Annotated in this window: 1 protein-coding gene; it reads left to right on the forward strand. The window is 77.7% G+C overall.

Annotated elements, in window-relative coordinates; all coding sequences use genetic code 11:
* The coding region (locus tag ACWGJO_RS40345; RefSeq protein ID WP_452190761.1) for an SDR family NAD(P)-dependent oxidoreductase at positions 1-7,327 on the forward strand (7,327 nt) is incomplete at both ends.

Raw genomic sequence — 7,327 nt, forward strand, 5'->3', positions numbered from 1 at the left:
CCTCACCACCCCCGACTACTGGGTCCGGCAGGTCCGCGAGGCCGTCCGCTTCGCCGACGGCGTCGAGACCCTGCACCGCGAGGGCGTCACCCGCTTCCTCGAAGTCGGCCCCGACGGGGTGCTCTGCGCGATGGCCCGGCAGGCCGGCGCCGAGGGCCTGCTGGCCCCGGCCCTGCGCAAGGACCGCGACGACGCGGAGACCCTGCTCGGCGCCGTCGCCCGGCTGTACACCGCCGGCGTGCCGCTGGACTGGGACGCCGTCTTCGCGGGCCACGCCCCCCGACCGGTCGACCTGCCCACCTACGCCTTCCAGCGCCGCCGTTTCTGGCTGGACACGGCCGCCCGTCCGGCCGTCGAACCCGCTCCTGCCGCGCCGGGCCCGGTCGAGGCCCCGACCGGGCCCGCCGCCGAGCGGCGGGACGAGCGGGCGCTGCTGCACCAGATCCGCGCCCAGGTCGCCGCCGTCCTCGACTACGAGACCCCGGGCGACGTGGACGCCCGGCTCACCTTCCGCGACCTGGGCTTCGACTCGCTCACCGCCGTGGAACTGCGCGACCGCCTCGCCGCGGCCACCCGGCTGCGGCTGCCGGACTCCCTGGTCTTCGACCACCCGACCCCGCTGCGCCTGGCCGAGCACCTGTCCGGCCTGCTCTACGGCGAGCCCGCCGCCGTCGCGCCCGCGACGCCCGCCCCCGGCGCCGTGAGCGACGAGCCGATCGCGATCGTCGCGATGAGCTGCCGCTACGCGGGCGGCATCGACACCCCCGAGGCCCTGTGGCAGGCGGTCCTCGACGGCCGCGACCTGGTCACCGGCTTCCCCGAGGACCGCGGCTGGGACATCGCGGGCGTCTACGCCGACGAGGGGCGCAACCCGACCGGCACACTCACCCCCGCCGGGGCGTTCCTGACCGACGCGACCCGCTTCGACGCGGCCTTCTTCGGCATCTCCCCGCGCGAGGCCCTCGCCATGGACCCGCAGCAGCGGCTCCTGCTGGAGACCGCCTGGGAGGCCGTCGAGCGCCTCGGCGTCGACCCGGCCGTGCTGCGCGGCAGCCGCACCGGCGTGTTCGTCGGCGCCACCGCCCAGGACTACGGCCCCCGGCTGCACCAGGCCCCGGCCGACCTCGAAGGCCACCTGCTGACCGGCAACACCGCGAGCGTCGCCTCCGGCCGGATCGCCTACGTGCTCGGCCTGGAGGGCCCGGCGGTCACCGTCGACACGGCCTGCTCGTCCTCGCTGGTCGCCCTGCACCTGGCCGCCCAGTCGCTGCGCCTCGGCGAGTGCGACATGGCCCTTGCCGGCGGCGCCACAGTGCTGGCGACGCCCGGCATGTTCATCGAGTTCAGCAAGCAGCAGGGCCTGTCGGCCGACGGCCGCTGCAAGGCCTTCGCCGAGGGCGCCGACGGCACCGGCTGGGGCGAGGGCGTGGGCCTGCTGGCCCTGGAGCGGCTCTCCGAGGCCGAGCGGCTGGGCCACCCGGTGCTCGCGGTGATCCGGGGCAGCGCCATCAACCAGGACGGCGCCTCCAACGGCCTCGCCGCGCCGAACGGCCCCTCCCAGGAGCGGGTGATCCGCCAGGCGCTGGCCGGCGCCGGACTCGCCGCCGCCGACGTGGACGCCGTCGAGGCGCACGGCACCGGCACCGCCCTCGGCGACCCGATCGAGGCCCAGGCGCTGCTGGCCACCTACGGCCGGGACCGCGCCGCCGAGGACCCGCTCTGGCTCGGCTCGGTGAAGACCAACATCGGGCACACCCAGGCCGCCGCCGGCGTCGCCGGGATCATCAAGATGGTGCAGGCGATGCGACACGGCACGCTGCCGCGCACCCTGCACGCGGACACCCCCTCCAGCCGGGTGGACTGGAGCGCAGGCGGCGTCCGGCTGCTGACCGAGGCCCGGGACTGGCCCGAGCGCGGACGCCCGCGCCGCGCCGCGGTCTCCTCCTTCGGCATCAGCGGCACCAACGCCCACATGATCGTCGAGAGCGTGCCGCAGGACGCCCCGGCGGCCCCCGCCGCCACCGGGACCGGCCCGCTGCCGTTCCCGCTCTCCGCCCACGGCGACGCCGCGCTGCGCGCCCAGGCCGCCAGGCTGGCCGAGGCCGTCCGCACCGGCGCCGGGCCGGCCGCCGCCGCGTCCCTCGCCGACCTCGGCCTGTCACTGACCTCCCGGGCCGCCTTCGACCGGCGTGCCGTGGTGGTCGCCGCCGACCGTGAGCAGCTGCTGACCGGCCTGGACGCGCTGACCCGGGAACTGCCCGCCGCCAACCTGACCACCGGCACGGCCGGCGCCCCCGACGGCCCCGTGTTCGTCTTCCCCGGCCAGGGCTCCCAGTGGGAGGGCATGGCCGCCGAGCTGTACGCCTCCTCCGAGGTCTTCCGCGCCGAGCTCACCGCGTGCGCCGAGGCCCTCGCCCCGCACACCGACTGGTCGCTGATCGACGTGCTGCACGGCGCCCCCGGCGCCCCCTCGCTGGAGCGCGTCGACGTGGTGCAGCCCGCGCTGTTCGCCGTGATGGTGTCGCTGGCGAAGCTCTGGCGGCACTCCGGCGTCGTCCCCGCCGCCGTGATCGGCCACTCCCAGGGCGAGATCGCCGCCGCGCACGTCGCCGGCGGCCTCACCCTGGCCGACGCCGCCCGGATCGTCGCCCTGCGCAGCCGCTACCTGCGCGCCATCGCGGGCACCGGGGGCATGGCGTCGATCCCGCTGCCGACCGACGAGGTCGAGGCGCGCATCGCCCGCTTCGACGGCCGGATCACCGTCGCCGCGCACAACGGCCCGTCCGCCACCGTGGTCGCGGGGGAGGCCGAGGCCCTCGACGAGTTCGTCGCCCAGTGCCGGGACCAGGACGTCCGCGCCCGGCGCGTCCCGGTCGACTACGCCTCGCACTCGCCGGCCGTCGACCCGCTGCGCGAGGAGCTGGCCGAGGCCCTCGCCGGGATCGAGCCGCGCGAAGGCCACACGGCCTTCTGGTCCACCGTCACCGGCGGCCTGCTGGCGACCACCGCACTCGACACCGACTACTGGTTCCGCAACCTGCGCCAGGTGGTGCGCTTCGAGCCCACCGTGCGGGCACTGCTCTCGGCCGGCCACCGCACCTTCGTCGAGTCCAGCCCGCACCCCGTGCTCACCGTCGGCGTCCAGGAGACGCTGGAGGCCGACGGCCGCGGCGGCGCCGCCCTCGGCACCCTGCGCCGCGACCACGGCGGCCCCGAGCGGTTCCTCGGTGCGCTCGCCGAGGCGTACGTCGCCGGCGTCACGGTGGACTGGGCGGACGCCTTCCCCGGCTCCGCCCGGCGGGTCCCGCTGCCCACCTACCCCTTCCAGCGCGAGCGGTACTGGCTGGCGCCCGGCGCCGCCTCGACCGACGCCACCGGTCTCGGCCTCGACCCCGCCGACCACCCGCTGGCCGGCGCCGCCGTCACCCTCGCGGGCGACGACACCCTCGTCCTCACCGGCCGGCTCGCCACCGCCGACCAGCCCTGGCTCGCCGACCACGTGGTCAACGGCGCGGTCGTGCTGCCCGGCTCCGCGCTCGTCGACCTCGCGCTGCACGCGGGCCTGCGCTGCGGCCACCCGCACCTGGAGGAACTCACCCTCCAGAGCCCGCTGGTCCTCCCGGCCGACGGCTCCGTCCAGATCCAGGTGGTGCTGCTGCCGCCGGACGAGGCGGGCCGCCGCCCCGTCACCGTCCACTCCCGCCCGCGGGCCGCCGCCGAGGACCGCCCCTGGACCTGGCACGCCACCGGCGCACTGACCGCCGGGCCGGCCGCCGCGCCCGCACCGCAGGGCGCCTGGCCGCCCGCCGGCGCCGTCCCGCTCACGGTCCAGGACGCCTACCCCGGCCTGGCCGGGCGCGGCTACGCCTACGGCCCGGCCTTCCAGGGCCTGACCGCCGCCTGGCGGCGCGGCGAGGAGCTGTTCGCCGAGGTCGCCCTCCCCGAGACGCTCCCGACCGAGGGCTTCGGCATCCACCCGGCGCTGCTGGACGCCGCGCTGCACGTGCTGCTGCTCGACGGCGACCCGGCGACCACCCGACTCGCCTTCTCGTTCGCCGGCGTCCGGCTGCACGCCGCCGGGGCCACCGCCGTCCGGGTGCACGCCGCGCCCGGCGGCCCCGAGGGCGGCTACGCCGTCACGCTGAGCGACCCGGCGGGCGCCGCCGTCCTGGACGTCGACGCACTCGTCCTGCGGGCCGTCGACCCGGAGCGGTCGGCCGCCGGCCGGAACACCGCCGACCCGCTCCACCGGCTCGACTGGATCCCCGCAGCCACCGCAGCCACCGCAGCCACCGCCACCGGCGGCGCCGTCCGGACCGCCCCGGCCGACCTCGTCCAGGGCCTGCCGCCGCTCGACGGCGGCCCGGCGCCCGAGGCCGTCCTCGTCCCGGTCACCGGCGACCCCGACGCCCCCGCCGAGAGCGCGCACGCCCTGACCCGCAGCGCCCTCGGGCTGATCCAGGCCTTCCTCGCCGAGGAGGGCCGGGCCGACTCCCGACTCGTCCTGCTCACCCGGCAGGCCCTCGCCGCCGGTCCGGACGAGGAGGTGCGCGACCTCGCCGCGGCCGCCGTCCTCGGCCTGGCCCGCAGCGCCCAGATCGAGCACCCCGGCCGCATCCTGATCCTCGACCACGACGGCGAGCGGCCCACCGACGAGGCCCTGCGCGACGCCCTCGCCGGCGACGAGCCGCAGCTCGCGCTGCGCGCCGGCCGCCTGCTGGCGCCGCGGCTGGTCAAGGCCGGACCCGCCCCGCTCGCCGGCGCCGAGCCCGCCCGCACCCCGTTCGACCCGGACGGCACCGTCCTGCTGACCGGCGGCACCGGCGCCATCGGCCGCCTTCTGGCCCGGCACCTGGTCACCGCACACGGGGTCCGCCACCTGCTGCTGGTCGGCCGCCGCGGCCTGCCCGCCGGGGAACTCGCGGAGCTGACCGCCGGGCTGGACGCCGAGGTCACCGCCGCCGCCTGCGACGCGGCCGATCCGGCCGCCCTGGCCGCCCTGCTGGCCGCCGTCCCGGCCGAGCACCCGCTCACCGCCGTGGTGCACGCCGCCGGCGTGGTCGACGACGCCTCCGTGCAGCGGCTGCGCCCCGAGCAGCTGGACGCGGTGCTGCGCCCCAAGGCCGACGCGGCCTGGAACCTGCACCGGCTCACCCGCGACCTCGACCTGAGCGCGTTCGTGCTCTTCTCCTCGCTGGCCAGCACCGTCGGCGCCGCCGGGCAGGGCAGCTACGGCGCCGCCAACGGCTTCCTCGACGCGCTCGCCCAGCACCGGCACGCCCTCGGGCTGCCCGCCCAGGCGCTGCTCTCCGGCCTCTGGGCGCACGGCGAGGGCATGGGCGGCCGGCTCGGCGAGGCCGACCGGGCCCGCCTGGTCCGCGGCGGCCTGGCACCGATGACCGCCGAGCAGGGCCTCGCGCTCTTCGACGCGGCCCTCGCCGACGGCCGCCCGCTGATCGCCCCGGCCAGGATCGCCGTCGCCGAGGCGGCCGGGCGCGCCGAGGCCGTCCCCGCGGTGCTGCGCGGCCTGATCCGCACCCCGCTGCGCCGGGCGTCGGCCGCCGCGGCGGCGAGCGGTCTGGCCGACCGGCTGACGGTGCTGCCCGCCGCCGACCGCCGCCGCACCCTGCTGGACCTGGTCCGCTCCAGTGCCGCGACCGCGCTGGGCCACGTCGACCCGGCCGGGATCGCGGTGGACGGCGCGTTCAAGGCGCTCGGCTTCGACTCGCTGATCGCGGTGGAGTTCCGCAACCGGCTGAACGCGGCGTCGGGCCTGCGGCTGCCCACCACCGTCGCCTTCGACCACCCCACGCCGAACGCGCTCGCCGACCACCTGCTCGCGCTGCTGACCGACGCCACCGGCACCGGCCCGGCGCCGACGGCGGCCAGGGCCGCGGCCGCCGCCCCGGGCGAGCCGATCGCGATCGTCGCGATGGGCTGCCGCTTCCCCGGCGGCATCGGCTCGCCCGAGGAGCTGTGGCAGGTCGTCGCCGAACGCGGCGACATGATCTCCACCCTGCCCGCCAACCGCGGCTGGGACCTCGACCGGCTGTACCACGCGGACCCCGACGAGCCGGGCCGCTCGTACACCCGCGAGGGCGGCTTCCTGTACGACGCGGACCTGTTCGACGCCGCGTTCTTCGGCATCTCGCCGCGCGAGGCGGCCGCCGCGGACCCGCAGCAGCGGCTGCTGCTGGAGACGGCCTGGGAGGTCGTCGAGCGGGCCGGGATCGACCCGACCACGCTGCGGCACAGCGCCACCGGCGTGTTCACCGGTGTCGCCACCCAGGAGTACGGCCCGCGGATGGACCACGCCCTGGAGAACTACGGGGGCTACCGGGTCACCGGCAGCGCGGGCAGCGTCGCCTCCGGCCGGGTGGCGTACGCGCTCGGCCTGGAGGGCCCGGCGGTCACCGTGGACACCGCGTGCTCCTCCTCGCTGGTCGCCCTGCACCTCGCGGTCCAGTCGCTGCGGGGCGGCGAGTGCGACCTCGCCCTGGCCGGCGGCGCCGCCGTGATGTCCACCCCGGGCCTGTTCATGGAGTTCAGCCGACTGCGCGGACTGTCCGAGGACGGCCGCTGCCGGGCCTTCGGTTCGGGTGCGGACGGCTTCGGGCTGGCCGAGGGCGTCGGCCTGGTCATGCTGGAGCGGCTCTCCGACGCCCGCCGCAACGGGCACCAGGTGCTGGCGGTGATCCGCGGCACCGCCATCAACCAGGACGGTGCGTCCAACGGGCTGACGGCGCCGAACGGCCCGTCGCAGGAGCGGGTGATCCGCCAGGCGCTGGCCAACGCCGGCGTCGCGGCCGCCGAGGTGGACGCCGTGGAGGCGCACGGCACGGGCACCACGCTGGGCGACCCGATCGAGGCGCACGCCCTGCTGGCCACCTACGGCCAGGAGCGGGCCGGCGAGCCGCTCTGGCTGGGCTCGGTGAAGTCCAACATCGGGCACACCCAGGCCGCGGCCGGTGTGGCGGGTGTGATCAAGATGGTGCTGGCGATGCGGCACGGCGTCCTGCCGGCGACGCTGCACGCGGACGAGCCGTCCCCGCACGTGGAGTGGGCGACGGGCGCCGTGGAGCTGCTGTCCGAGGCGCGTCCCTGGCCGCAGGCCGGGCGTCCGCGCCGGGCGGGCGTCTCCTCGTTCGGCATGAGCGGCACCAACGCGCACCTGATCCTGGAGGCCGCGCCCGCGACGGCGGCCGAGGAGCCGGCGGAGGTCGGCGGTGTGCTGCCGTGGCTGTTGTCGGGCCGGACGCCGGTGGCGCTGGGTGCGCAGGCGGAGCGGTTGCGGGAGTTCGTGGTGGGGCGTCCGGAGCTCGGGGTG

The organism is Kitasatospora sp. NPDC054795, from assembly GCF_053611565.1.